The sequence below is a fragment of the Stenotrophomonas sp. DR822 genome (assembly GCF_019793815.1).
GTDB lineage: Bacteria > Pseudomonadota > Gammaproteobacteria > Xanthomonadales > Xanthomonadaceae > Stenotrophomonas > Stenotrophomonas indicatrix.
Window position 1 is genome coordinate 515,464 of the sequence record NZ_CP081826.1, and the last position, 26,515, is coordinate 541,978.

Sequence of the window (26,515 nt, forward strand, 5' to 3'; positions counted from 1 at the left end):
TGACGCCAAGCCGGGGCGGCTTCTACTGCCGTACGCCACACCGCTCATCCTCAGGCACATCGCCAGCAAGCGTCAGCAGCAGCCGATCCTGCAGCGTAGGCTCCTGCACGCCAGACAGGACCTGCTCCAGATAGGTCAACGGCACCAGTGACCATTGCAGCGTGGCCTGCAGGGGGTAGATCGCAGGCGCCCGTTGCTCGGCACCCAGCGCAACCCTGATCAGCAGAAGCGGCGGCTGCCTCTGCACGTGCAGCACCGGCACACCCTTGCACAGGATCTGGAAGGAAGCCGAAGCGGGCGCCCCCTCCAGGAACTCGAAACCGTCCCGCGTCCGTGCCTCTGCGAATCGAAGCGCGTGACGGCGCAGCGTCCGGAATGTCTCATCGGGTACATCACGGTACGCGAGCACTTCGGGCTCAACGGGCTCTGGCAAGTGCATCTGCACGGCAACGACCAGCGCCAGAAAGAGCGCCCACATCACCCCGTGGCGCACCTTCATTTCGGGTTCCACCAGGGCAGTCCTTCAGTCTGCCGGCTGCAGCCGTTCGCTGGCGTGGGCTGCCAGCCCCAGGCCGGCCATGATCAGCCCTTCCATCACCCGGTCGCCGACGTATTGCTCCGGCTCGCCGTTCTGGCGGGTGCGTTCTGCGGCCAGCAGCACTTCCAGCACCACGCGCAGGCCCGTCAGCGAGCAGTCGGCATCGGCCAGCGCCATCTGCCGGCCACGCAGCTGATGCCGCTCTGGCCAGGGCTGACCGTTGGCGGCCACACCCGAGCCGATGCTGTGCAGCAGCGCGATGAGGGTGTTGGGGTCCACTGCAGGCCCGGCCGAGGGCGCCTCGTGGATGGGCTGTGGGGCAGGGGAGTAGGGCGTGGTCATGGCAGGGCTCCTTGCGTGCAGGCAGAAGCCGCCACCGATAAAGGTGGCGGACGATGCGTGGCTCGAAATCCGGCGTGCAATCAGACCGGCAGGCGCAAGGCCTCCACGCACCGCCCGCCATAGCCGGCAGACGGATTGCCAGCCGGCACCACCTTAGCGATGGTGCCGACTGGCAAGCGTAAGTCACGATTACACAACCGGGATTTCGAGGCCCGACCACCGGTGTTCGGTGGCATGGCAAGGAATACGCCCGGTTGTGCGCGATGCCAATACAGTAAGGGCAATGCCGTCACCGTTTTCGACGTTTTCAGAATCGTTGTATGCCGGGGAAGGGTGCTAGAGGCTTGGCGTGCAAGGGCTGCCGACGGTGCCGATTAGCCCGCATATTTTGTGCCGGTACCGACATGCCCTGACCGGGAGTAGGGCAGACGCGACAAATGGATGGGCGGGGCGAACCCTCGATGCTCCCTTGAGGTCTGCTCCTATCTGCGGCAATCAGAGTGCGCTGCGTGGCTGACGCCGCGCTCCACGACATGGCACTATCCTGGATGCGTCAGGGGCGCTTGATAGGGGGAGTACATGGAAAGTACGCAAAAAGGATTAACGATGGCCGATGTGGCTGGCTGGGGCTCGGCTGTCGTCACGTTTGGCTTGATTCAGGGCGCGCTCTATCTGAAGGCGTACTGGGGTCACTTTGGCCTTGATCCCTTTCAGTTTGTTGCCGTGAGCGAACTGGCCTTGGCTGGCCTGGCCGGCATTGGCATGGTGCTGTTTCTCTTGCTGGTGGCCTTGCTGTTTGGCGGCTGGGTGGAGACGAAGGTGACGAGCGGCAGCGCCAAAAGCAAGCTGTTCGCATGGCTGTTTCCGATACTTTTCTTCACTGGCCTGGGGCTGCTGCTCTGGTGGTCGAACTCGTGGCCTCTTCTGATAGGGCTTCTTCTGACGATCATCTGTGCGCTGATCGTGCAACTTTCGCCGGTAGTACCCGCGACGGTGAAAGATTCCCCTTGGCTGATCTATGCCTTGGTGATGCTGGTCTACGTTTCGATAGTGTCAATCACGCTTGGTTCCGAGCGTGCCGGGACGATTTCCTCTGGGGGCGGCAAGCACGTGACGGCCGTGACTGTTGATGGAAAGGTGCAGGGCGGCCTTAGCCTGATTGGACGGCTTGGTGATAGCTATGCACTGTGGGACCCGGCGCGGAAAGCAGCTGTGCTTGTGCCTGTTGGCGATGTTGGAAGGTTGGAGATTGCGCGAAAGGGTGTGATGCCTATCCGAACAACGCAATAGGGTTGAGTCTCGGTAAGCATCAAGCCTCGAGCTGACACGTTTCTTCGGTGCCGGCGACTAGGGTGTCTATTGAGGATAGGGGCCGCTGCATCCTTCAGAGGCGCTGGCACTGTCCGGAGCCCGACTGCCCGGATAACTCCCAGCCCACACGCCTAGCCGTCCCAGCAGCCGCGGAAGATACTTGAACACGACGCCTCGATGACGCAAAGTTGATTTCACTCAAGCTTTGACTGGCAATTCTGCGTGCTGAATCTGCTCTTGGATCGGCTCGACTAGCATTCGCTGAGGGAACTATGCCATTTACGCTGACACGGACGGTCCTTGGGATTTTGGTGCCAGGCCTGATCGCCATCACGCCTTGGTTGCTCGCGCTCGTCCAGCACACAAAGGCAACCCTTGGCTTCGACTCAAACTCCACTCTTGGACATGCCCTGATCTTCTCTGCCGCAATCGTAGCCGGTACGTTTTTCGAGGCGCAAGGAACTAAGCTTGAGGTCAAGTGGGACAATAGAAAGGAGGAGGCGCATCAGGTTTTGGAGAACTGGTATAGCTATCTGTCGCAGGTCCTAGATAAAGAGCCGGTTGGGTATCGATACATGAGTAGACTCGCCACGACTCTCTACTTTGAGCTTGCCATGATGTGGGCTGCCCCCGCCTTCCTGCTCGGCGCTACGATTCTTGCGTCACTCCGTTTTCCGGAGGCTTGGGTCATCCTTGGAATTGTTGGGCTTGCAGCCGCCGTGGCGGTTGGATTCTATTTCTATAGACAGGCAAATTGCACCCACGACGTGATCTGTTCTACCCGAAAAGAACTTGTATCGCGCCTTCCGAAAAAGGACTAGTCACAGTTGGCGGAGCAGGCCAGCTGCGGTCGCTGCCAGCTTCCGCCATACCGCTTTCTCCTCTCGGCTGACGGCACGCGCCTCGTCGACGATCCCTAGGACGCGCGTCAACGGCAGTCCCGTCAGCCCAGCCAAGTTTGCGCACATCACCGTGTCGGGCAGCGAAATTGTTCCGCGCGATACGCCGAGCTGGCGTGCGAATTCCGCGTCGCTGCTGACGTTCAGCGCTTTACGTGCCACATCGATCCGGCATCTCAAAGCCACTGGCGGGTTTCCTCGGAGCAGAGGCTTGGACAGAGGCAGGGGGCACATGGACGCACTCTTACAGAGATCTTCTCGCGACCGCGACGAGCTTCTTAAATTCGGTGCAGTTCTCGTGGGCTCTCATCGCAAAGCCCAAGATATCCCTTGTAACTTTCATGTCGGTGTCGTCAATTTTTCGATTCACGTCGCCCTTGTAGTCCGCAATGTAGCCCTGGCCACGCGCCACAGTTCCTCTTATCGCATCAAGAGCAAAATTCAACCTCGCGATTTCCCTAATGGCGTCTTCGTCAAGCAAGTCGGTAACTTCAGAAGGAAGGACTACGTCTTTTGCATTGAGCGCCACACGCTTCAGCAGATCTGATCTGGCTCCCCGTGAGCGGACGCCAAGAAGCGATACTTTGATCGCACTTGGAGGTCCTTTTATGTCCCGTATCACCCGCCGTAGCTACACCGATGAGTTCAAGCACCAGGCTGTGGCGCTGGCCGAGTCACTCGGCCCAGCCGCAGCGGCCCGACAACTGGAGATGTCGGTCAAAACGCTGGCCAATTGGGTCGACGCTGTTCGGGCCGGCCGGTCGCTGACCTCGGAGGCCCGTAGACCGGCCACCGACCTGGAAAGCGAGATCAGCCGCCTGCGGGCCGAGAACGCCAACCTGAGGATGGAGCGGGAAATCCTAAAAAAAGCGGCGGCGTTCTTTGCCAAAGAGCCCAAGTGAGGTACGCCTTCGTCGCCAGCCATAGGACTCGCTACCCGACTCGGGTGCTGTGCCGTGTTCTCGGAGTATCCGTCTCTGGATTCCATGACTATCTGCGCCGACAGTCCGGCGCAGCCGCCGACCCCGATGCAGCACTCCGTGCCGAGCTTCGGGCTATCCATGCGGCCAGCAAGCGCAGCTATGGACGACATCGGCTGGTCAGGGCCCTGCGCGACCGGAATCATCACATCGGCCATAAGCGCGTGGCGCGGCTGATGGCCGAGGAGCGCATCCAGGGTAAGACCAAGGGGCGCTGGCGGCGCAACGCTTCGGCCGGAAGTTTGACCCTCGCCCCGAATCTGCTGGATCGAAAATTCGCTCCTGGTGCCGGGCCGACGGCGTGGGTCGGAGACATCACCTATGTCGCCACCCGTCAGGGCTGGCTGCATTTGGCGGTAGTCATCAGCGTCCAGACCCGACAGGTGCTGGGCTACAGCACTTCCGGCCGGATGACCGAGGACCTGGTGGTGAAAGCCTTTGCCAACGCTTGGGCCCTGCATCCACAACGGCCTGGCCTGATCTTCCATTCGGATCGAGGCGGGCAATACTGGGGCAATGAGTTTCGCCGGCTCCTGCAATCCCACGGGGTGGTCCAAAGCATGAGCCGGCCTGGCAATTGCTGGGACAACGCAGTAGCCGAGAGCTTTTTTGCCACGCTCAAGGCCGAAGAGGCCGCTGATCCTTACTCAAGCCGGGAGCAGGCCAGCCAGTCCCTCGCCACCTACATCCACGGCTTCTACAATCCCGCCCGGCTACACTCGGCACTGGGCTATCAATCGCCCAATGCCTACGCCCGGCAGCTCAGGGCTGCCGCCTGAAACGGCTTCATGGCGTCCGTTTTCAGGGAGCCAGATCAGTTGTGCGCAAGGACCAGGGACTGGTAGGGGCAACCAAAGATGCCTAGGTCAACCACTAGCCCAATTGAAGCAGTCACGCGTTCCCAAGCATCGGCGCCCAAATTCCAGATCGCCACTAGCAGTCCCTCTAGTCTGATAGAATTCGAGTCAATACCACCTGTCCAACACGATGAAATGCATAGCTCGGTCAAGGATTCGGACCTCATGCAGCAACCGCAAGCTTCGCCACATTTTGATGACTTGAGAGCCTTCGCCCAGCTTCGCGCTCCAGCGATACCCAAGGTCCATGAGGATGAGGATGTGTGCCTGATGGGCCACGATGAGGTATTTTCTCTCCGAGAGGCTCCAAGTCATGATTGCATTTTCTGTTCTGAAAGCGGGGGCCAAGAGGGAAAGTACCTTTGGCTGGTCCTGAGGGCGGACGTGGCCTGCGCGCTAGAGTATGGATCTTTAGGGTTGTCGCTTGGGCGGAAGCGCATGGCACACACTAATTTTTCCGGTAAAGAGCCTGCTTACATTGGCGGCGAGATGTGGTTCAGAGATGAGTATTCCGTCTGGATCAACGGTGGCTCTGGTCGCTTTCCCGCGCAAGACGCATCCGAGTGGGATGCGGCCGTCAGAGGCTTCATGCACGCGGGCTACAGAGTATGTAGCGCGGGTTGGGATGAGGGCGCCGGCACCCCTTCACGCGTGATTCGCAGTGAGGAATGGACTGCTCTGACTACAGACGAGGGGGAAGTATGACGATGTTTGTTCGTAGTCAGGACAATTTGGCAGTGCGGAGTAACCCAAAAGCCAATGGACATGTACTCACAGAGTTTGAGGTTCGCTCGGCTTTCGGTGACGAAGTTCTTGCCAGGGTGCTGGATGAAGGCGTGATACCACTTGCGTCATCCTTATGTGAGCCGTCTGAGACCCTTCGACGCACGCGTGAATCGCTTGGATTGACGGCGAAAGACGTTGCCAAGCGAGCAAAGCTTAGAGAGCAGGAAGTCAAAGACGCTGAGGATCGTTCTCGCGTTAATCCCATTCAAAATCTCGAGCGACTCGCGATCGTATTGGGCCTAGATGAGCGGATTTTGTCTTATTCCGCGGGAGCCAACGGAAATGATCAGCTGGCCGGTAGACTCAAAGCACTGAGAGAGGGAACTCTTTCCGTGAACTCTGTGAGTGCACTTTCCGAAGCCTCTTGGGTTATACGTACACAGTATCGCCTGATGAAAGAATGCGGACGATCGAAATCCGAGGCTTTGAGGAAATTCGCTCCGAGCGATAACTACGGAAGCCCAGGTTATCCAGCATATAAGCAGGGATATTATCTCGCTAATGAAACTCGAAAAATTCTGGACCTGTCGCCGGATGAACCCATCACATCCCTGCGTGATCTGTGTGAAGCGATCGACATTGCGGTCGTGCAAACAGAATTGTCGCCAAAGATTGCAGGCGCAACGATCGCGGTCGCCGGGGAGCGCGGCATCGTACTAAATATTAACGGACCCAACGCCAATGTTTGGGTGCGGCGAGCGACATTGGCACATGAATTGGCGCACCTTTTCTGGGATTCAGAGGAGAGGCTTGAACATATCACTGTCGATGATTATAAAAGCTTAAATTCGCAGCCTGCTAGAAATTCAGATCGCGTCGAGGCGAGGGCCAACGCATTCGCAATAGCGCTTCTGGCGCCGCCAGTCGCGACCGCCAGGCGATTTGAGGCTGCGGCTAGCCCGGAAGAAGGTCTAAGTGACATCATGAGCCACTTCGGCCTTAGTTTTTCAGCCGCAAGGCATCATATTTCAAACTGCACCGGCAAAGTAATCAATGTGGGACACATCGACCCACTCCCCTCCGACGAGTGGACGGCCCGCGAGAACTCCACGGTGGATTTCTTTCCTGATCACAGGACTCCGTTTTCGCGGCGCGGAAAGTTTGCAGAGAATGTCGTTGCAGCCTTGGATGCGGAAATTATCTCTGAAGATAGCGCTGCCAGATATCTTAATATTGATATCGATAGCCTTGCTGATAGGCTCCCGAGCTTAAGGGGTCTCTTCCCGAGCGTGAGAGCGCAATGACGGCATAGCCCTTCGGAAGCACCAACTAGACGCTCTAGATGAAAGCACCGCTCAAGACGCGACATCGGGCGCGACCGATGCGACGTAAGACAGGGCGCGAGCAGAGTCTGTGGATTGCAAAGGACATTCAGCTAGCGGAGATCGGGATGGTCGCTCTTTATGGCCACCTCAAGATCAAGGCGATGACAACGAATTGATCCAGAGACGGGGATCGCCTGACTCCTGATCGCCAGCTGTGAAAAGGCCCTCTTATGCCCCCCCCTTAAGCGCGTGACGCGGGCCCCAGAGGACCCACGTCTGGCCAGAAACGGACATCAGGCGAAGGGGGGGGGATTAGGGATGTTTATCGAGGGTAGGGGAGGGCCGTTCCCGACCCGATGCGGAGGATGTAAAGTGTTGATGACGCCAGATCGAAGTGGTTGCTGCTACCTCTGCACGACCATCTCGGCACGACCATTGAGAGAAGTGAATGAGCGGCTGAAGTGGGCCACCCTCAAGGAAGAACGGAGAAAGAGCCACATATGGGCGGAACAAAGCCAGGCAGGAACGATCTCTGCCCGTGTGGAAGCGGCAAGAAGTTCAAGCGCTGCCACGGCGGTCCGAATGTCAACTACGAAGAGATGATCTCGCGAGGGGCCGAGGAAGCTCAGCGCAAGGCTGAGATCAATTGGATACAGCAGCAGCGACAGCAAGGCCTCGGTCGCCCAATCATTACCGCCCAGACAGCCGGTAAGCGGATCGTTGCTGTGGGCCATCGTCTTTTTCAAGGCGCATGGCCAACTTTTCATGACTTCCTCTATAGCTACATCCTCGATGTTCTGGGGCGCGACTGGTTTGAAGCCCAGACGCAGCTGGAACACGACGAACGTCATCCTGTGATTAATTGGCACGAGAGGTTCCTGCTGGCGTCCAAAGCCGCCAACCTGGCGCCAGGCGAGACACAACAGACGCCAATGACCGGCGCGATCAGTGCCTTTCTAACGCTGGCGTATGACCTCTACACCCTGGAACACAACAATGATCAAACGCGCACCCCTCAGCTGCGGAAATCACTGATTGGTCGCTTGAAGTGTCAAGATCAGTTCATCGGGGTGCGTTATGAGATCCGCGTTGCGGCCATGCTGTTGAGAGCCGGGTTCGAGCTGGAATGGGAAGATGAAACCGATCGCCGAACCAAGCATGTGGAATACACCGCCACCTATCCGCGCACCAGAAAAGCGTTTGGCATCGAGTGCAAGATCCGAAACCAGGATGTTGCGAAGCAGGCCAACCAGCATCTTGGGAAGTTTGCTGGGCTGGTGAGTGATGCGCTGAAGAAGGCAACCCCACATGACCGTTTGATCTTCGTCGATCTGAACACGCAGGCCTATCCGTATGTTCCCGGTGGACCACATGATTGGCGAACAATCGGCATCAACACGCTTCGAAAGTTCGAGGCACAACCCAAGGCAGCGACCCTGCCACCCGCCGTGGTGTTCATCACCAACTATCCGGACCATCACCACCTTGACACACAGGTTCCCGATGCTGGAGCCGCCGTTGAGGGTTTCAAGATCGATGACTATCGAACCGGTCAGTTCCTGACGCTGCCGCAGAAGATTGAGATGCGCGTACGTAATCCTGAGGTCGAGGCACTCGTGGCATCGATCCGGGAACATATCGACCTGCCTTCCACATTTGAAGGGGAAATTCCTGGGCTGACATCAAACCGCCTACTCATCGGGCACCGATATCAGATGGACGATGGTGTGGTAGGCATCTTGGAAGACGCCTGCGTGATGAACGACAACGGCGAGGTCGCGTTGATTATTGATCGGGACGAAGGTGGGCGAGCGATCTACACTAACCGGCTCTCGCCTGAGGAATTTGCCGCTTGGAAGCGCTATCCAGAGACCTTCTTCGGGGAGATCCGCCAGGAACCGGGCCCTATCAATGATCCAATTGAACTCTATGACAGATTGAAAGCTACTTACGTCCGCACCCCAAAGGAAAAGCTGCTTCAGTTCATGGGAGAACACAGCGACCGCTTTGCCGCGCTCACGCAGCCCGAGCTGTTGGACGTCTATGTGCAAGGCATGGTGAACTCTGTGATGGAGCGGGCGGGCACGCAGGAAGTCCCAGTGCACATTCAAAGGATGAAGCCGCCGCCGACTCGGGCTTAGGAGGTAGCTCTGCTAGGTATTGAACGCGCGCGTTGGATGAATGACGAATTCCCCGGGTAGGGACTTCGGCTTTGGCTAGTCCCCGGGAAATGAACAGTGATGTCCGCTCTTGCAGCTGGCATGGGAAGAGTTAAGGAGTAGGGGGATTTATCGGGATTATGGTGGAGGTCAAACGCTGGTGGATAGAGGGCGTCTAGTGGCCTAGAACCATCGCGGTGCTGTGAACCTCAGTTTGACCGCACCTGTACTTCGAGGAGGGCAGCGCACACGAAGTGGGCGCCGAGTGGCCGAAGTAGCTGCCGCCCGAAAATCGGGTAGCAGCAGGTGAGGTGGGAAGTGATCATTGTCTAGCACCAAGGGCGGCTAGCATGCGAGTGTCGTCGACGTGCCATGTGATCCTTAAGACGATTACCGTGCAATGCTCTGGAAGGTCGTCACCGCACCGATTGAGGCCTTAGCCCATCTATGCCGCTTGTCAGCCGGCGCATGCTCACGTATAGATTAGACACATAATTTTATGGGTGAGGGGGCGCAGTGGTCATGGAAAAGCGTAGCGCGGAAAAGGGAGCCCGTTATGCATGCCCTTAGGGGAGATATCGCGAGAGACGGATATGCGTTTGTTCGTTCCTATCGCCCTGAGGCGGACGTTCTCGTGGTTGCACGCGCACTTGGTCAACCGCTCGATCCGTTGGGACGTGGAGCGATCCAAGAGTTGATTCCTCGTTCTAACTCGACGCCGAACACGTACAGCGGTAGCTACGGGCTCGGTTCCTTCCCATTTCATACCGACCTTGCGCATTGGCGCACCCCACCTCGATACTTACTCCTAAGATGCGTGACCGGCTACGCTGACGTCCCAACTCTTTTACTTGACGGGCAAGACGTCTTCGATGCCGTGCCTGTGGACATTCTTGCGCGCGCCATCTTTAAACCGCGCAGACCAAGAAACGGCGCGCTCGAATTGCTTCGCTTGTACGAGCCCACCGAAAATGGTTATTGCTTCCGGTGGGATGATCTGTTCTTGAGGTCTGCCAGCAGAGTCGGTGATGTCGCCGATCGGCGCATCAAGGAGCAACTGAGTAGATCTGAGCCTTTGAGGATCGCCCTTGCGCACGTTGGAGATACTTTATTGATTGACAATTGGCGCATGCTGCACGCACGCTCGCCGATTCCTGCTGGGCGTGAAAATAGAAGAGTTCAGAGGGTATACCTAGAGGCCTTGAATGAAGAAGACAGTCAAACCAGCGGCAACCCCTATGACCTGGGATCCGGAAGCGCTTTATCTCAAGGCCCAACGTTACGTGCAGCATATGAGTGATCTCGATAGCGATGATTGGGAGTACGCCCTCTGGTCTGGGTTCTCTTTGGAATTCCTCGCGCGAGCAGCTCTAGCCAATGTGAGTCCGGCGCTTTTGGTAGAGGCCGACAAGGGGTGGGGTAGTCTCTACCATGCGTTGGGGTTCAGTCCGATAGAGGAAAAATTCACGCCAAAGTCGATCGCGGTCAGTGAAGTGTTTAAACGTCTTATGGCGATCTTTCCGGACTTCACGAAGGAGCACGAGAGTTTCGGAATATTGCACACTGGTAGGCGTAATGCCGAACTACATTCAGGCGATCCAGGCTTCGACGGAATCAAAGGCTCCTTTTGGCAGCCGCGTTTTTATCAGGCCAGTGAAGTTCTCCTTGGCTCAATGGGTATGACTTTAGAGGACTTTTTTGGCGAGGATGAGGCAAAGGTTGCGAAGCAAGTTATTGCTGCTGCAGTCGATGACAGCGCTAAAGCGGTGAAAGGCGACGTTGAAGCCCACAAAAAAGTCTGGCATGCCAAAAGTGACAAGGAGCGTGCCACGTTGGCAGCGCAAGCCGCGGTCAGGGCGACTCGGCAAGAAGGGCACCGTGTTGAATGCCCTGCGTGCACTTCGCAAGCACTTGTTGTGGGAGAGCCTGTTTCTGCACCGGTTCAAACCCTTCGTGACGGAGAGATAATTGAGAAGCAGGAACATCTTCCAGCCCACTTTGAATGCGTCGCTTGTGGCTTGAAGATAACTGGCCTTTCTCGGCTGTCGGTGGTCGGGCTTGGTGACCGCTACAAGAAGACGCAAGTCTATGATGCGGCGGAATATTATGCTCCTCAAGATGATTTCATGGGCTATGATGAAGACAATAATGAGCCATAAGATGTAGGATACTTTTTGTATTGCCGTGGGTTTGAGGCTAGGCACCGATCAATGGACCCCCTCGTGGAGATGGTTGATCGCTCGCCGGTGATCCGGTCCCTTCTCGAAGGGACGGAGATCGTAGCCACCGCGTCGACCGCTCCGCCACCCCTGTCTTCGCCCTGACCTCAGGACGTTCTCCATGGCCGCCATGCTCGACCCGAGCGATGTCCCTTGGATTGATCTGTTTCGTGATGGACACTTGAGCGATCTGAATCTGACGCTGATGGGGCCGCATGGCCAGAACGTGCGCCTCGCACGCCTAGTGTTCGTCGTGCTTGCGGGGATGACCAATGCCGAAGGCCGCCCCGTCTTCGGGCAGGCGGTCGTGATCTTGCCTCCTGACGTTCTGGACACAGTGGCGGCCGATGTCGAAAGAGACGTCACGCGGGTGCGCCCAGATCCCATGGACGCCGAGGAGCGCGTGGTGCTCGCGCGCCGGCTTCAAGTGCACCGCATGACAACCTTCGAGACCGATGAGGTGCTGCGTACGGTGGCGGCGGCGCCAGCCGGTAGCTTCGTGATCGTGGTCGGCGGCGCACGTTTCCGCCGTATCGATGAGCCCGTTCGCGAGCCTGCGGAATTGCAGGTCCCCGAAGATCGGTGGGTTCCGAGCTTGATAGATCTAGCGAATCTTTGCCGAGATCGTACGGGCGAGGAGACGTACGTACTGATCGACGCAGGGGAGTACTTGCCGAGCTTGGCGCGTAATCTGGATGCGCTGCGTGGCATGGAGGCGTCGATCTGGGGTGCCGACGTGGCGAATGCCTTTGGTGATGCGAAGATGAGGCGGTTGCGAGAGTGGGTCGAGCGAATCGAGCACGGCGACATACTGTCGGTGCTAGGCGAAATCGATGCCACTGCGGGCTGGACGCCACCCGTCAAGATGCTGGCGAAGGCGCAGGTTCTGCATCGCGGCGGGCGGACGCTGCACGCCATGGAATTTGTGCGGGCCTATCTTCCCCATCTGGAGCAGGCACCGGCCGATCTGAAACTCAAGCTCGCGACGATGGCGCTCGGTGCCGATGATGTCGAGCTAGCCCGGCAGCTAATGGAAGCAAGTGCAGACGAACTGACTGACTTGGGCGTCAACGAGCTCGCGCTCGAACTGACCGAATCCGTCCCGTCCGCGGTCATCGAGACGCGAAGCCTGGCGTGGCTGGTCGCGAACTTTCCAACATCCACGGCGCTTCGGGATCATCAATTGCGCGGGCTGTTCCGGGCGACCCGTGACGGCCTCCTGGCCCGAACCGGTTACGGCATCCCATTACCTCTCGACGACTATATCGACACCGTCCTGACTGCCATGCGCGCGGAGGGCGTGCCGGACTATGTGGCCGCGCTGGAGGCGCTGGATGGACAATGGCCTGGCCACCGCGGTGAGACACGGTTGGCGATGACGCTGGATGCCCGACGTCGTGACTTGCCTGTGCACGTGGCGCTGATTGCGTCGTCGATGAGCGAGACGTCACCCTTGGCTCGCCCCGTCGCAATGACGCTGATGTGGGCGATTGAACGGGTGCTTCTGCGTGAGGGCGGCCCACAGGAGGTTTTAGCCGACGCGGTCCTGTTCATGCTGCTCTATTTAGCCAATAATCCCGCCGAGACCGGGACGCGCGAGCGCCTGGATGAGCTGCTATCGGTCGAGGTCGCAGGCAGCGTTGGAATGGCATTGCTCGCCTTTGCGTTGCTCCGTCTCGCTGGCGCATCGCAGCCAGAACCGCAGCCGCCGGCTGACGCCGAGGGTGACGAGCCTGTGGAAGCCAATGATCTCCTGGCCTTGTACGAATGCGTGGCCGCCTGGCTAGAGCAGCAACGCACTGTCGATCTGAGCAAGGTCGCTCTGCCTCGAGAAATGCTGACGATGCCTGCCGATGCGGCACTGCGATTTATCAAACGCACGGTGCAGCACACGATTGAGCAGGAGCAGGCGGACGATGGTCCAACGTTGCGGTTGATGGCGTTGGTCTCCTTCGCACTCGCGCCCCATGCGCAGCGGCGAAACGAGGACTTGGAGATCCTACGGATGGTGACCAGCCGCCTGGTGGCGTCGGGGGAAGCTCAGCTGGCGCGCGACCTCGTGGAGGCTGGATTGGCCGCTACGCAGGGCCGCCCGGATCGCCTTCGCTTGGCGTGGTTCGCCTATGGCGATGTGTTTCATCGGATGGGCAACGAATCTCGCGCGCTTCTGGCCTTCGGTTGCGCGTTGGCCACACGAGGCGCCGTCTCGCTCGACCAGGCCTACTACGAAACGATGGGGGTGGTTCGCGCCTTGCGGGATGCGGGCCTGTGGGATGCCTCGCGGCAGTTCTTGGATCGGTGCGAGCGGCTGCTGCATCAGCTGGGAGACTTCGAGCTTCGCGGGCATCGGATCGAAACCATGCGCGTGGGCATCTCGATGGCCGAGCTCATGGCGACGCGGGCCGCAGACCAGGCGCCATGGCCGCCGCTGCTCGCCGCCATCGATGCCAATCTTCAGGTGGTTCGGCGCGAGGACGACGAACTAGTCACCATCTTGATGATCGCTGTGCAGGTGATGCGCCATGCCGAAGGGCTGGGCATCGCGATCGAGCCCGCTCTGCAAACCCGTGTTGAAGAGGCGATCGGAGCAGCGGGAGCCATCACCAAGGAGCTCGTGCGCTTGGCAGCCCATGACTCCGTAGGGCCCAAGAGGCTGCTGGAGCGCGCCCAAGCGGTGCAGCAGGCGCGCTACGCCGACGATGTCGGATTCGACGTGCAGTACCTGGTTCGCGCGGCGAGGGCGCAGTTGTCGGACGAGGCGACACTGACAGACGCGCGGACGGCAAGTTTCGCCGCCGAACTGACGACCGATCACGCAATTGCCGTTCCGGGTGCCGTCGAAGGCGCTTGGTTGCCGACGACACTGGACGAGCCTTCGCAAGTACTGCAGGCGCTTTCGCAGCATGGCGTTCGCATAGAGCTACTGGCCATCGATCACCAAGACCGCCTGATCCGTGTCAGCGCCGAAGCCGGCGCCGTTACGGTGCGGCGCGAGCATGAGGCGTTCTCGATGCCGGCGCTGCACGTTTGGTCGAAGCGTTTTCCCTACGCCTACGCCGACGGAGGCCCCACGGGTGGGCCCGAGGTCGCACGGCCTCCACGTGACCCCAACATTTTCTACACCAGCATGCGTGACCTGGGCTTGTCCGCCGGCGCAGGCGATCGGGCACTGTTCATTCTGGACACCCGTCTGCAGCGGCTCCCGCCGCAGTTGTTGCTCGTGGATGGCGAGCTCCTCGGCCGCACGACCCAGTTTGCCGTAGCGCCATCGCTGACATGGTTGCGTGCGGTTACGAGGTTGCCGCCTCGCGCGTTGGAGCCGCCTGTGGCATGGATTCCAACGGCGGTCGAAGGGGGGGCGAACGGCACGCTTGTCACGGTGGCCGAGCGCGTCACGGATGTACTTGCCGAGCATGCCGTGACGTTGCATACGGGCGCGCAGGTGCCTGACGGCCTCAAGGGCGCAGAGCTGGCGATCGTCGCCGCGCACGGGGGCCTCGCGGACGACAATCGCTTCTTCAGGGGCATCGCGGACGAGGCCCAACTGCGGGTCAGCGGGCCCGCCTTGGCACGCGCACTCCAAGGCGCCGGCGTGGTGGTCTTGTTTGTGTGCAATGGCGGACGCCAAGACGAACACCCCGCCGCCAGCACGGCGGTGGGCTTGCCCAAGCAACTGCTCGATCGCGGCAGCGCCGCTGTTATTGCCTCACCCTGGCCGCTGGACGCGCGCGTCCCTTCTCACTGGCTTCCGGCATTCCTCGCCGCGTGGGGTGGAGGCCAAACCCTGCTCGAAGCCAACGGCGCCGGCAACCGCGCCGTCAGTGCGCAGATGGGCAACGAACCACAGGACGCCATGGCGCTGACGCTCTATGGCAATCCATTCCTACGACGCGTCGACCTCAATGCCGCGCCATAGCGAGGATCAGAAAAACGCGCTCGTGCCGCCGAGCACGAGCCATGCCGACCGATGCACTGGCCGCCTACTGAGCCAAAGGTGCCGAATGTGAGCCTCTCTGCGCACGCGCCGCACGCAGATGCCACTCGGCTATCAGCACGTTGGCCTGCCAACACAGGCGTGAGATGGCGCGGTTGATGTCAGAGTTTCTACCTAGTGGAAGGTGTTAGGTTGTTTCTGAGGGCCTGCTACCGGTCAACCTCCCAAAGTGTTCCGCTACTGCTCGATCGCTTGGATGCCCCGTTTAGGTCGCTACGTCTCCAATCGATCAACAATTGGCTCCATTCATTTCAATAGTCGCGCAGCTGGGTTGTCCTCAGCAGCACCTGCTTGAAAGTACCCAATCACGCTCGCCACGGAACGGTGCTCGGTCATGGCCATCACCGCCGGCAACGGCACCCCCTGCTTGCCGGCCTCGGTCACGAACCCTGACCGGAGGCTATGTGCCCCAAAGTCCCCCTCCAACCCTGCCAACTTAGCGCGGCGTTTGACGATTGCCGCCACTGAGCCTGGAAGGAGGGCAGGGCCGACCCGCCCCTTCCAAACCCGCCGGAAGATCGCACCCTCATGGATTTCTGCCTCATTGAGCCAGGCCGCGAGCGCCTCGGCGCTGCGCCCCAAAATTGGTTTGTCCGGGGTCGAATCGACTGACACCCCGGCCTGCTGCGTCTTGGAATACTCAAGTCGATAGATATAGGCGTCCTCGCCGACCTTGCGCAGGTCCCGCATATCCGCGGCGGCGATCTCGCTGCGACGTCGCCCGCCGCTGGCGAACCCGAAGCAGAGCAGGGCACGGTCACGCAGGCCCTCGAGGCTGTCGTCGCAGGTCGCCAGCATGACCTCCAGTTCGGGCCGAGTAATCGCGGTCTTCTTGGTCGGTCGTTCGCCGCGCTTGACCGCCGCGCGCCGGGCCCGGCTAAGCAGGGTGCGGACGCTAGGCAACTCGCAGGGGTTAGCCAGGCGTTTGAGCTTGTGGGCGGTGGAAAGCACAGCTACCCGCTGTACCACGGTCGAAAGCTTAAGCGGCCCGACCTTCGCCTTGAGGCCGGCGGCGAACAGCGCTTGGTCAATACGTTACCAGCAGAGTAGGGCGCCAGTACAGGAGACATCGCATGGCCCGCGGCATCATCGAATCTGACGTGCACACCGCCGCCGACGAACTGGTGGCCAAGGGCGAGCGCCCAACCGTTGAGCGAATTCGGGCTCACCTGGGGACTCGCTGGCTGGAGACGTGGTGGAACCGACTCGGCACGCGCCTGCAGCCACGGCGTCCTGGCTTTGAGGACGCACCAGCGGTGTTGGCGGAACTGGCCGGACAATGGTGGGAGCTGGCGCTGAAGCATGCCAGGGAGGTAGCCCTTCGAGAGTTCGCGGAGTCTGAGCAGTCACTGGCCGCCCAGCGTGATGCGCTGGATGCCAGGTCACAGGTGGTGGCGGACGAACTGAGTCAAATGCGCTCAGAGCGCGCCGCCGCTATCGCCGGCGAACGTGTTGCTACTACGCAAGCTGCAGAACTGGAGCGATTGGTCAACCAGCTACGCCTGCAGATCTCGGAGCTCACGGAGCAGCGGGATCTCGGGCTTAGGAGAGCCGATCGAGCTGAGGCAGCAAGACAACAGCTTGATGCCCGTCTTCATGAAGCGCTGGAAACAGCGAAATCTGAGCGAGAGGACTGGACCGAGTACGTCAGATCTGTCGAGAATCGAACGCTCAGCGACGTGGATCGATCTCGTCAAGAGGCCAAAGATCTTCAGGCTCAACTCAACAATCAGGCCAAAGCCCAAAGGGCAATTGAGGAGCAGCTACGTAAGGAGCTGCATGCTGCCCAATCTGCAGCCATCTCGGTCGGTCAAGCTGCTGATGTTCTCCGGGGTAGATGCGAGGCACTTGAGAAGCAACTCAGTAGTCTGCGAGAGCTTCCGGCGCAGCTGGAGGCAGCCTTTAAACGGAACACACCGAAGGATGCGACCCCGAGGTTGCGCGCGCGGCGGCAGAGCCCGAAGTCGACGTGAGCGTAGGCGCCCAGGGGTTCGCGAAGAGGTGCATCAATCTTCTGCAGCTTTCCGGCACATTCTGGCCGCATCGATTGTCGCCCGCACGCGCGCCACCACTTGATCGTGAGGAATCGCCGGTCGCGTATCGGCAATGGCGCGCTCAATTTTTGCTCGGAGCCACTGGTTGTAGCTCTCGGCCACCTCAGCTGACTCAGATTCGGAACTGCTGGAACAGCAGACCCAGTGGCAGACAGACGGCAGGGTCATTACGAACAGGATCGAAGGCAACTACAGCCGATACTTCCTTATTTAGGATGGTGTCCCTGAACGCCTCAAAATTCCCAATAAAATCAAGAAGGGGCACGATCCTAAGCAAAAGGACAAGAATCAAGAAGACTGACAGCAGCCATTGCCATGCGGAGCCGACGAACCCCACGACGGCAGATATGGCATTTCGCATAATGTATATTATGTTCTCACTAGCCCATGACTGTTCAACACGCCACCGGCCCCATCGCGTGATCTCCCGTCTACAAACGCCCGATCCAGACACATCAGACCACGGCCTCACTGATGCGAGGCCGTGGCACTCCTCTTCCCACCGCAGCGCCGAGCGGGATCAGTCGCCCAGCACGATCCCGACACCGAATCGCAGAATGGGACGATCGCCGCGCGCAGCAGAGACCCCCGCGTTGATGTTGACCCGGCCATTGTCGCTCCAGCGAGAGATGCCGACACCCAGCGACGTTTCTCCGCGGTAGCTGGCCATGCCGGCGTTGAGCACCGTCTTGCCCGGCAGATAAGGCGTGACCTGGATCAAGGCTGCGGCACCGGCAATGCCGCGATTGGCCTGGCGGCTGACATGGTCCACGCGGTCATTCAGTCCTTCCCAGACGTCCTGGACCCGTGAATCGGCGTAAGCCTTTGCGTCATTCAACCCTTGGTTCAGCTGGGAAACGTTGACGGCGTCGGTGTCGCGCACGCCGCGGGCCACGTGCGTGATCTGCCGCTCGCCACCCTCGTGGCCAACGGCGACCGTGTTGTCCCGGTCGGCCAGCGAACCAGCGCCAAGCGCAACGGCGTTCGCAGCGGAAGCGTTGGCACCAGACCCCGCAGCGACCGAACCGGCACCTGCGGCGGTAGCCGGGGTTCCTGCGCCTGCCAGCGGAGATGCCCCGTCTGCTGCGCCATCGGCCGCGTTGGCGTCATAGTAAGGCGTGTCCTTGCCACCGCTTCCAGCGCCGTTCTCCACCTGGCTCACACGCTCATCCAGATGCCCGATCTGGCCATTGAGCTCATCCCGCAGTGCGGCGATCTGGCCGCCGTTGACCGCTTCACGGCTCCCTTGGCCGATGCGCCCGTCGGCAACATTCCCCAGTACCGTACCTCCCGCGCCGCCAAACGTAATCCGGCCGCGCTGACTGTCGACATCGTAGACAACGGCATCCAGGCTCTGGCCACCATCGCCAATCAGGCCCGCGGCCTTGAGCTGCCGCAGGTTGACCGCATCGGTGTCCTCACTGGCATCGGCCACATGGGTGATCTGGCGCTCGGCACCTGCAGCGCCCACGGCGACCGAATTGGCACGATCGGCCACTGAGTTGGCACCCAGCGCCACCGCGTTGTCTGCCGAGGCGTGCGCCCCCTGCCCCAGGGCGACCGAGCCGTCGCCTGCCGCGCGGGCGTTCGCGCCAGCGGCAACTGCGCCCTGCCCTGACACCGACGCGTCGTCACTACCGTCGCCCTCGCCGTCCGCCTTGAAATAGCGGGTATCGCCACTGCGCACGCCCTCGATGGCTGCGCTCAGCTGCGAGACGTTCACTGCGTCGGCGTCCTCGATCCCGTTGGCCACGCCTTTGAGCTGGCGTGCGCCGGAAAGACCGGAGAAATCAACGCTGCCGCCACCACTGCCAGCGGCAACCGTAACCACGTCGCTGGGCGAAGCCTGGCGGACCAGGCCGGCGGCGCCGCCGGAAAGGTTGTTCAGCACATTGTTGATCTCGGTGATGTCCCCCTCGTTGATGGCAACACGGCCGTCCAGCGCGGTCAGCGAGCCATCCACAGCATTCAGTGCATCGCCAACGTTGTTGTAGTCGTTGCCCTGCAACACATAACGCGGGCCGGTAACAATGCCCTGCATGGCACTCATGGTGGCACCACCGCCCAATGCCGCCACGACGGGGCGCAGCTGCTGCACATTGACCGCATCTGCGTTTTCGGTGCCGTTGGCAACGTTGATCAGCTGACGGCTGCCGTTGCCGAACTGGTAGCCAGCACCCAACGAAACGACGTTGTCGCGGGTGGCGACCGACCCTGCACCCAGTGCAACAGAGTTCTCCCCTGTCGCCTGCGCGCCGGCACCCACCGCCACGGTCTCGATCCCAGCGGCCACTGCGCCGGCGCCGATCGCGGTGGCATCTGCAACGCTCGCCCGGGCCGCACGGCCAAACGCCACCGCCCCCAAGCCAACTGCCTGAGCGTCATCACTGCCGTCATTGCGGCCCACAACCTTCACGTAGCGGGTTGCGCCGCTCAGACCTTCCTGCAGCGCCACGATGCTGGTGGTATTGCTGGATACCTGCGCATTGGTGGCGTGCAGCTGCCGCCCGTTCACGGCCTGCAGGCTGTCCGCCGCGACCACGCCATCGGCGAGCCCATCCAGCGAGCGGGCGCCAGCGGCGCCACGGATGTCCAGGCGACCACCGCCGGTGCCGACGCCAACGGTGATGTCGGCATTGGCGTTCGATTGCTGGACCAGGCCGACCGTGCCCGCATCGATGGCGTTCACAAGGGTCGTCATGCGCGCGTCGACGTTGACGACGCTCCCGTTGAGGGTATCCAGGGCCGAGCCGACATTGTCCACCGTTTCCTGGCGTCCGCTGGCCACGTCATTGACGGTATAGCTGGGCGCAGAGAGAGACCCGTCCGACGCCACGATCGTTCCACCGCCCAGTGCAGCTGCAACACTGCTGGTGGCAGAGTGCAGCTGGCCCAGGTTGACCGCGTCAGTGGATTGGGTGGCGTTGGCCACGTTCACCAGCTGTCGCTCAGCACCAGCGGTGCCCAGCGACACCGTATCGCCACGGTCGGCGATGGAGCCGGCGCCAATGGCCACGGCATTCGTGCCGGTCGCCTGCGCCTGATAGCCGAGGGCGCTCGAGGATGCGCCGCTTACACGGCTACCGGCACCGATGGCCATCCCGTTGTTGACGTTCGCCGTTACGGAGCTGCTTGAGCCGATCGCCACCGCATTGGCGCTGTTGCTGCCGATGGCCGCGTAGTAGCCGACGGCCGTCGACCCACTGCCAGCAACATTGGCCGACGCGCCGATGGCGGTGGCGGACCCCGATGTTCCGCGGGCGCCGGTGCCGATGGCCACCGTATTGCCGCCTGACGAGGCAGAACTCAGGCCGATGGCGGTTGAGTTGTTCCCACTGGCGTTGGCGGCCACGCCAACCGCAAGCGCGCCGTTGTTGGTGGCGCGAGCGGTCGCGCCGAACGCGTTGGCGCCATTGCCCGTCGCATATGCGCCCTGGCCCACGGCAAGCGAGTTCGGCCCGGTGTTGGTTGCAGCGGCCGTGCCGGTGTTGCCGAAGACGGCGATGAAGCGGCTGCCATTTGGAATGTTGGCAATCGCCTGCTCGTTGTCGGTAATTCGTGCGTCCAGCCCATTCAATGCGCTGCCGACGTTGCCGTAGGTTGTGCCCCCCAGGACATAGCTGGGCGCGATCAGCACCCCATCCGGGTCTACGGCGGCGCCGCCGCCAAAGGCATCAGCAATGCTCTGCACACTGGAGCGCAGTTGCGCACCGTTGACCGGGTCGGCATCGGCGAACAGCGCTCCCGTGTTGGGCGACGCGTCAACGTCACAGGTCACCACCTCGTTGTCGACAGCTGGGCAGGCAACGTCTGGACCGGCATCCGCTGCTGCCGCCGACGTCACCAGCAAGGCGGAAAGCAGGCAGGACAACACGGTTCGGCGCGCCGTGCGCTTGCCACGGCCATGAGCCAGTTCCGAGGCCACAACCCATTTGCCCAAAGCGGTGTTCCAGACAATGCGATAGATGGTATTCATGCTCGTTCTCCGTCAAGTAAAGGACTTGGTGAAGGCCGTTGGTGGCCTACCCGCCGGTCCAGGGGACGTTCGGCGACGGATTCAGAGTAGGTAGCGAGGGTCATCAACCCCATCGGACACAGCCTATTAGCAGTGCCGTCGGGATTTGAATTAAGCCTTTTAAATCAATTGCTTGTGGAATATTCATGGACGCTTTTAGGCGGCGTCCTATACGCCCCGGGGCGGGCTGACTCGCACGCTCGGCAGCGCGTCGATCTCAGGCAGCAGGCGGCTCTACCGTCCCGGTTGCGGCTTGCGAACCTTCGCCCCTCGAATCCAGCTGGGGCCGGAGAACCTGGATGCGCCAATGCGGAAATGCGACGGACAACCGCCGGCGAAGCTGCACGCTCTCATCTTCATCCGGGGAGTCCTGCTGAGGAAGTTCGGACGCCTCTGCCTCGGGCGTGGGCAACAGCGCGACAGTAATGGTCTGTTGAAGGCCATCGACAGCCACCTCGGCCTGCCTGTCACCAAGCCACTGGTGTACGTCTGCAATGGTGGCAGCGTCGGCCTGCCACCGTAACCGGGCCGATTGCTGCGTCAGCGCATTCATTTCCAGACGGAGCGCATCCAGATCGGCGCGGTCGCGCCGGCCGCTGTCACTGGCCTCCAGGGTTTGTCGTATGCGAACAGTTGCCGGCTTGCCAAGGCGTGCGGAAATACGGGCATCCAGCTCCTGCTGCGCATTGGGAATGTAGCGAGGGACCATCGCCACCAGTTCCACCCGGTAGCTCCGGTCATTGCGTTGCACGTTGATCAGCTCGATTGAACCCTGGTGCACGTCCAGATAGCGTTGAACGATTGAACGGGCCTGGTTTGCGGCCCATGTCTGCGTACTGATGTTGCGCAGGGCGACGCCCAGCGGAACAGCGAGCAGGAGGAAGGTGGCAACGATCACCGTGGCTTGCCAGGCGGTATGTTGTGGCGAGTTGTTCAGGCCAAACCCGTACCACTTGGCGATCAGCGTAACGCTGAAGGCAATGGCGAGCAGGTTCGTCATGAACAGAAAGAACGCACCACCTGCAACCTGGAAATTGCCGGTTGCCAACCCGAACGCAACGACGGCCAGCGGTGGCATCAAGGCGGTCGCGATCGCCACACCTACGATGGCCTCCCCCTTCCGGGTGATCACGGCATACCCGCCGGCCAGGCCGGAGAGAATCGCCACAAGCAGGTCAAACAGCGTTGGCTGCGTACGCGCCAGGATCTCACTGGTCGCCTCCTGCAGCGGCGACGCCCACACGATGCACATTGCAGTCCCCAGCGCCAACGCGACGCCAGCGGCAAGGGCCATCAATGCCCGCCGCATCATGTGGAAATCCACCACGCAGAGCGAGAACCCAAGCTGCACGATCGGGCCCATCAATGGCGAGATCAGCATCGCGCCAATGACCACGGCTGCCGAAGACTGCAGCAGCCCGAGGATGGCGATGCCGCACGACATGACTGCCATGAACGCATAGCGGGCGGTGAGGCCGCCTGCGTCCACAACGTTGTCCACGACTGCCGAGTGATCCACGCGCTGCAGCGGCCGCTCCCGCAGGAGGCGCCAACGGAAAACGGCATGATCAATGATATGACTGACAAGGCTGCCGATACGGTTCATTGCTTGAGTCCCGACGACAGCTGTGACGGGTCCAGGCCATGAATTCGCTCGAACAGCTCAAGGACGCGCTTGGCCTCGCAGACTTCAGTTCGCCCTGCCAGGAGTTGCGATCCACGCATTACCAGCCAGAAACCACTCGGTGCTTGCTTCAGATAGTGGAATGAAGATGTAGACATCGCGGTGCTCGCACAGTGCCACGTGGGTCGATATCCGGATGCTCCGCCCGTCCCCCTTCTTTCCCAATAGGACCAGGCTCAATCTGTTTCACGAGGGCGCCATCATCGTGATGCGTCACGTTAACCCCCCCCCCTCTCCCTCGTCAGGCCCGGATTGCGGCGGCCTGCCGATGGCGGCGGACGTAGTCCAGAAGCCGGCAGACGCAACAGGCCACTCCGCCGCACTCACTCAGTGTTGATCCCGACACAAGGCCCACCTTTTCCTGATTTCACTCTAGGAAAAATCTCAAAAATCGAACGTTTTCGATGCGTGCCGCGACAGCGGCGCCAGAATGAGCACCACGCCACTGGGCGCTGACAACATTCCTGCGCATGAACGGATTCCCTACACCGCGCCGGCTTCGCCTGGCCCTGCTTGATGACCATGATGTCGTCCGCCGCGGCACGGCCTTCCACCTGGGCAACGACAACCGCTTCGAGATCGTGGCCAGCCACAGTGACAGCCAGGCGTTCGTGCTGGCGCTGCAGCAGTGTCGCGCCGATGTAGCCATCATCGACATTACCCTGGCCCCCGGCGACATCAGCGGTGCCGAACTGGTCCGGCATCTGCGCCAGGTGCTGCCCCGCGTAACGCTACTCGGCTTTGCCGGGCAGGCTTCGGTGGCGAACATCAACCACCTGCTGGATGCCGGAATCAGTGGCTTTGTCGGCAAGTCCGAGCCGTTGGCCGAGCTGTCCGACGCGGTCGTGCGCGTGGCCCAAGGGCTCTGCCGTATTCCGCCGTCGTGCAAACTGCTGACGCCTTGCGACGCCCTGAGCCGGAACGAGCGCGAGGTCATCCGGCTCGTGCTGGACGGACTGACCGTCTCCCAGATTGCCCTGCATCGGCACCGCAGCGTCAAGACCGTCAGCACGCAGAAGGTTGCCGCCCTGCGCAAGCTGGGCCTGCGCAATGATGCGGAGATCTTCGCGATGCGGCAGCAGTTGGAGGCGCTGTGACCGTGCTGTTCAAGCGCGTCCGCAGAGCCATACTGCTGGCACTGTTTACCCTGCTTCCCTGCACCTCGGCGGGCGACATCCAGCGTGGAGGCTGGGCGGCTGGCCAGGTGGTCCGGGTGGCCGCCGGTCCGACTCTGCACCCTGCCCCCGAAGACGCCGCCAATCCCGAGGTGTTGCAGACGCTGGCCCATGGCTATGCGGCGCTCGTCGCCCGCCATTCCGGACTGGTTTTCGTCGAAGTCCCTTTTCCAAGCACCCACGCAGCGATGGCGGCTGTCTGTGAGGGGCGGGCCGACCTTGTACTGGCGCAGGGCACCGGCCTGCCCCTGCCCTGCCCCGACCTGGCGCCCTCGCGCAGCTTCCACGGCGGTGCCAGCGTACTCGCCGGCCGCATTGGCGAGCGCTTGCCGCGGCGGCTTGCCGATGCCCGAACGCAGAGGATCGCCGCCGTTGAAGGAGGCCCCTATCCGGCATGGCTGGCCCAGCACCACCCTGCAGTGCCCGTGCTGCCGCAACCCAGCATGCGTGCGGCCTTGGCTGCCGTGGACGCCGGCATTGCCGACGCTGCGATAGGCCTGGAATCCACTGCGGGTGCGATGGCGCGACGTCACTATCCCCACAGCCTGCGGCTGCAGATTCTGGATGCGGATTTTCCGACCCAACTGCACCTCCTTGCCAGGCGAAAAGACCAGCAGCTGCTTGACCGTATCGAAGCGGCGCTGGATGACATCACCATCCAGGAGCATGCCCAGCTGCTGCAGCGCTGGGCCAGGCAGGCGCTACCGGCTGCATTTGGCCCGGAAGTGCGCGGTGGCTTCGATGGCGCGTTCTGGCTGTTGCCAGCCGCTGCCTTGATGCTGGCATTTCCGGTACTGGCCGCACGCAGACGACGCGAGCAGCAGGGCCTGGACCAGAAGCAGGCGCGGATGACGGGCATGATCAGTCATGAAGTGCGCAATTCCGCCCAGGCCGTGATGGCGTCAATCGACCTGCTGGGTCAAGCACCGCTGCCGGCTGGCCAGCGCGAGCTGGTAGCTGCCGCTGCCAACGCCAGCCAAGCACTGCGCGGATTGCTCAATCGCGCATTGGACTTTTCCCGCCTGGCCAGTGGCACGTTCCGGCCAAAGCAGGTGCCCTGCGACGTTCCTGCCATCTGCGCGCAGGCTCTGGATGCCATTGCGCCCCAGGCGCAGAAGAAGGCACTGCGCCTGCAGTTCGCCGCACCGCAGGCGCCCTTCCCGCTACTGGTGGCAGACCCGGATTGCCTGCGCCAACTGCTGGACAACCTGCTCGGCAATGCCGTCAAGTTCACCGACACCGGCGGCGTTGAGCTGCGCCTGCAGCTGGATGGGCCGGCAAAAGCCACGTGGTTGCTGATGGAGGTCATCGACAGTGGCATCGGCATCGAGCCAGCGCAGATGAGTTGCCTGTTTACCCCCTTCCAGCAAGCCGATGCAGGCGGGCTGCGAGGTGGCAGCGGGCTGGGCCTGTCCATCTGTCGCACGCTGGCCGAGGCGATGGGCGGCACTTTGGATGTCCATAGCGTGCATGGCCGTGGCAGCCGTTTCATTCTTCGCCTGCCGGTGCAGCGCGTACAGGAAGAGGCGCCGACCGCTACCGCTGCGTCCGCCCTGCCGCGGCTGGCCGGTCTGCGCATCCTGCTGGTCGAAGATCATGCACTGAACCGGCAGGTCGTTGCAGCCCAGCTGCGGCGCCGGGGCGCCACAGTGTGCGAGGCTGCCAACGCCATGGATGCATTGGCGCTGCAGAGGGAGTCTCCCTGTTCAGTGGTGATGCTGGACATCGGCCTGCCCGGAACGGATGGCTACGCGCTGGCCCGGCAATTGCGGTTGCTGGAGGCAGGACGGACGCCTCGCGCCCGGCTACTTGCGCTCTCCGCCTTCAGCGGCGGCGACCACGCGCTGCGTTGTCAGGTCGCTGGCATCGATGCCGTGCTGGTCAAGCCATTGCAGATTGACGCGCTGCTGCAGGCGCTGGACCAGCCTGTGGCCGGCAGTGCCGTCGAGGCCGCTGCCCCCGCACTGGTGGCCGCCTACGAAGAAGATGTTGATCGCGAGCTGCAATGCCTGCACGAAGCAATCGCTGGTCGCGATGCCGTGCAGCTGCGCCATCATGCGCATCGCCTGCAGGGCGTGCTGCAGATGCTCAACGCGCACGGCATGGATGCACGCGCCGGCGAGCTATGGGAGCTGGGGGATCGCGTGCCGCCCGGCTGGGACCATGCGCGCCAGGTGCTGGCCGAGCTGCAGGCGTGGCGCGGCTCCCGGGGTGCGGGAACCGCGCCGTCGCCCTGA

General features: G+C 61.5%; 19 protein-coding genes and 1 pseudogene. 11 read left to right on the forward strand and 9 right to left on the reverse strand.

What is annotated here, in order from left to right; all coding sequences use genetic code 11:
• Positions 1-22: 22 nt before the first annotated feature.
• Together K5K93_RS20225 and K5K93_RS02420 are read right to left on the reverse strand one after the other, a co-directional pair.
• Positions 23-499, reverse strand: coding sequence for a hypothetical protein (locus K5K93_RS20225; RefSeq protein ID WP_261311908.1), 477 nt, complete (start codon positions 497-499; stop codon positions 23-25).
• Between the two features lie 24 nt (positions 500-523).
• Positions 524-880 carry a hypothetical protein gene (locus tag K5K93_RS02420; protein WP_080148792.1) on the reverse strand — a complete coding sequence of 119 codons (357 nt, stop codon included), beginning with the start codon at positions 878-880 and terminating at the stop codon, positions 524-526.
• Between the two features lie 579 nt (positions 881-1,459).
• Here K5K93_RS02420 and K5K93_RS02425 point away from each other — a divergent pair.
• Together K5K93_RS02425 and K5K93_RS02430 are read left to right on the forward strand one after the other, a co-directional pair.
• Positions 1,460-2,170 carry a hypothetical protein gene (locus K5K93_RS02425; protein WP_222389634.1) on the forward strand — a complete coding sequence of 237 codons (711 nt, stop codon included), beginning with the start codon at positions 1,460-1,462 and terminating at the stop codon, positions 2,168-2,170.
• Between the two features lie 293 nt (positions 2,171-2,463).
• Entirely contained in the window at positions 2,464-3,012 is a 549-nt protein-coding gene (locus tag K5K93_RS02430; protein WP_222389636.1) for a hypothetical protein, read from the forward strand.
• Here K5K93_RS02430 and K5K93_RS02435 read toward each other — a convergent pair whose 3' ends face one another.
• Complete coding sequence (locus tag K5K93_RS02435) at positions 3,013-3,252, reverse strand: hypothetical protein (RefSeq protein WP_222389638.1); 240 nt, start codon at positions 3,250-3,252, stop codon at positions 3,013-3,015.
• A gap of 82 nt (positions 3,253-3,334) precedes the next feature.
• Positions 3,335-3,571, reverse strand: coding sequence for a hypothetical protein (locus K5K93_RS02440; protein WP_222389639.1), 237 nt, complete (start codon positions 3,569-3,571; stop codon positions 3,335-3,337).
• 127 nt (positions 3,572-3,698) lie between these two features.
• Between K5K93_RS02440 and K5K93_RS02445 the strand changes: the two genes are divergently transcribed.
• From K5K93_RS02445 to K5K93_RS02460, 4 genes are all read left to right on the forward strand, one after another.
• Positions 3,699-3,992: a transposase gene (locus K5K93_RS02445; RefSeq protein WP_222389641.1), complete on the forward strand. Its 294-nt coding sequence runs from the start codon at positions 3,699-3,701 to the stop codon at positions 3,990-3,992.
• On the forward strand, positions 3,989-4,849 hold the full coding sequence (locus tag K5K93_RS02450; RefSeq protein WP_222389642.1) for an IS3 family transposase: 861 nt from the start codon (positions 3,989-3,991) through the stop codon (positions 4,847-4,849). Before K5K93_RS02445 ends, K5K93_RS02450 begins: the two co-directional genes overlap by 4 nt.
• A 779-nt stretch (positions 4,850-5,628) precedes the next feature.
• Positions 5,629-6,957, forward strand: coding sequence for an XRE family transcriptional regulator (locus K5K93_RS02455; RefSeq protein ID WP_222389644.1), 1,329 nt, complete (start codon positions 5,629-5,631; stop codon positions 6,955-6,957).
• Between the two features lie 521 nt (positions 6,958-7,478).
• Positions 7,479-9,119, forward strand: a complete 1,641-nt coding sequence (locus K5K93_RS02460; protein WP_222389646.1) for an SEC-C domain-containing protein — start codon at positions 7,479-7,481, stop codon at positions 9,117-9,119.
• An 865-nt stretch (positions 9,120-9,984) separates the two neighbouring features.
• Here K5K93_RS02460 and K5K93_RS20230 read toward each other — a convergent pair.
• Positions 9,985-10,233, reverse strand: a complete 249-nt coding sequence (locus K5K93_RS20230; RefSeq protein ID WP_261311909.1) for a hypothetical protein — start codon at positions 10,231-10,233, stop codon at positions 9,985-9,987.
• 109 nt (positions 10,234-10,342) lie between these two features.
• On the opposite strand from K5K93_RS20230, the gene K5K93_RS02470 reads away from it, so the two are divergent.
• Together K5K93_RS02470 and K5K93_RS02475 are read left to right on the forward strand one after the other, a co-directional pair.
• Positions 10,343-11,296 (forward strand): hypothetical protein, encoded by a 954-nt coding sequence (locus tag K5K93_RS02470; protein ID WP_222389650.1) that lies wholly within the window; start codon positions 10,343-10,345, stop codon positions 11,294-11,296.
• A gap of 181 nt (positions 11,297-11,477) precedes the next feature.
• On the forward strand, positions 11,478-15,272 hold the full coding sequence (locus tag K5K93_RS02475; protein ID WP_222389652.1) for a CHAT domain-containing protein: 3,795 nt from the start codon (positions 11,478-11,480) through the stop codon (positions 15,270-15,272).
• 324 nt (positions 15,273-15,596) lie between these two features.
• Here the strand turns inward: K5K93_RS02475 and K5K93_RS02480 are convergent.
• Positions 15,597-16,382: pseudogene (locus tag K5K93_RS02480) on the reverse strand (site-specific integrase); the annotation flags it as partial.
• Between the two features lie 41 nt (positions 16,383-16,423).
• Between K5K93_RS02480 and K5K93_RS02485 the strand changes: the two are divergent.
• Entirely contained in the window at positions 16,424-17,323 is a 900-nt protein-coding gene (locus K5K93_RS02485) for a DNA-binding protein (RefSeq protein WP_222389654.1), read from the forward strand.
• A gap of 33 nt (positions 17,324-17,356) precedes the next feature.
• On the opposite strand, the gene K5K93_RS02490 is transcribed toward K5K93_RS02485, so the two are convergent.
• The 3 genes from K5K93_RS02490 to K5K93_RS02500 form a co-directional block, all read right to left on the reverse strand.
• Entirely contained in the window at positions 17,357-17,593 is a 237-nt protein-coding gene (locus K5K93_RS02490; protein WP_261311910.1) for a hypothetical protein, read from the reverse strand.
• 331 nt (positions 17,594-17,924) lie between these two features.
• Positions 17,925-21,380, reverse strand: coding sequence for an ESPR-type extended signal peptide-containing protein (locus K5K93_RS02495; RefSeq protein ID WP_222389656.1), 3,456 nt, complete (start codon positions 21,378-21,380; stop codon positions 17,925-17,927).
• A 256-nt stretch (positions 21,381-21,636) separates the two neighbouring features.
• Positions 21,637-23,025, reverse strand: a complete 1,389-nt coding sequence (locus K5K93_RS02500; RefSeq protein ID WP_222389658.1) for a DUF389 domain-containing protein — start codon at positions 23,023-23,025, stop codon at positions 21,637-21,639.
• A 548-nt stretch (positions 23,026-23,573) separates the two neighbouring features.
• Between K5K93_RS02500 and K5K93_RS02505 the strand changes: the two genes are divergently transcribed.
• Positions 23,574-24,200, forward strand: coding sequence for a response regulator transcription factor (locus K5K93_RS02505; RefSeq protein ID WP_093818293.1), 627 nt, complete (start codon positions 23,574-23,576; stop codon positions 24,198-24,200).
• A complete protein-coding gene (locus tag K5K93_RS02510) occupies positions 24,197-26,515 on the forward strand; it encodes an ATP-binding protein (RefSeq protein WP_261311911.1) in 2,319 nt (772 codons plus the stop codon). The genes K5K93_RS02505 and K5K93_RS02510 overlap by 4 nt, the downstream gene beginning before the upstream one ends.